Source organism: Candidatus Hydrogenedentota bacterium (assembly GCA_016791475.1).
Lineage (GTDB): Bacteria > Hydrogenedentota > Hydrogenedentia > Hydrogenedentales > JAEUWI01 > JAEUWI01.
The window spans coordinates 1-647 of record JAEUWI010000278.1 but is presented as its reverse complement, the minus strand read 5'-3'; the positions used below and the strand labels follow the sequence as shown (position 1 = coordinate 647).

Sequence of the window (647 nt, the reverse complement as noted above, 5' to 3'; positions counted from 1 at the left end):
GAGCACCGACCAGGGTCGCGGCCTCGTCGACGTCATTGCGCGCTACACGCAGACCTTCCTCCTGCTGCAGCGCTACGACGAAGGCTTGCTGGTCGAGCCCAAGGGCATTACGGGCGGCACGCTGCCGGCGGTCGACGAGGCGCGTGCGGGCATCCAGGCGCTCAAGCACGAGCTGGTCAGGCGCGGCGAGGCCACCGATCTCTTCGGACGCGAACGCGAGGATGAATGCCGATCCCTGGAACGGGCATTGCAGGAATTCGAGGCGGCAATGAGAATCCTCCAGCCGGTCATGGAATTCTACCCGAACCGCACGGTCGAAGAAGCCCTGATGCTGATCTTTTCGAGTGAGGATGCGGGGCCGCCGGAATCCGACTTGGAGACCCGATTCTAGCAGCCCGTTTCCAAAACGAGGATGGGGGCCGCGAATGGTCTTTTTGACCAATCTCTGCGTTGCGAAGCTCTGAGAGCACACGTGCTTCCCGCGGTCTCGCGCCTTGATTTCGGCCGAAAACCCGCGTTCTCGCCTTCGCGCGACTTCTGCAACGGGCTGCCAGCGGGTCTCCGGCGAACTCCGGGCACCGTCCCGAGACGACTATGGCGCTTCGATGGAGGTAATGAGGCCCCCAGGAATCTCGAGCGAGTCGGGC

Annotated in this window: 1 pseudogene; it reads left to right on the top strand. The window is 63.7% G+C overall.

The features are described 5' to 3' along the window. Positions 1-223 (top strand): annotated as a pseudogene (locus tag JNK74_29190) (hypothetical protein). Positions 224-647: the final 424 nt, after the last annotated feature.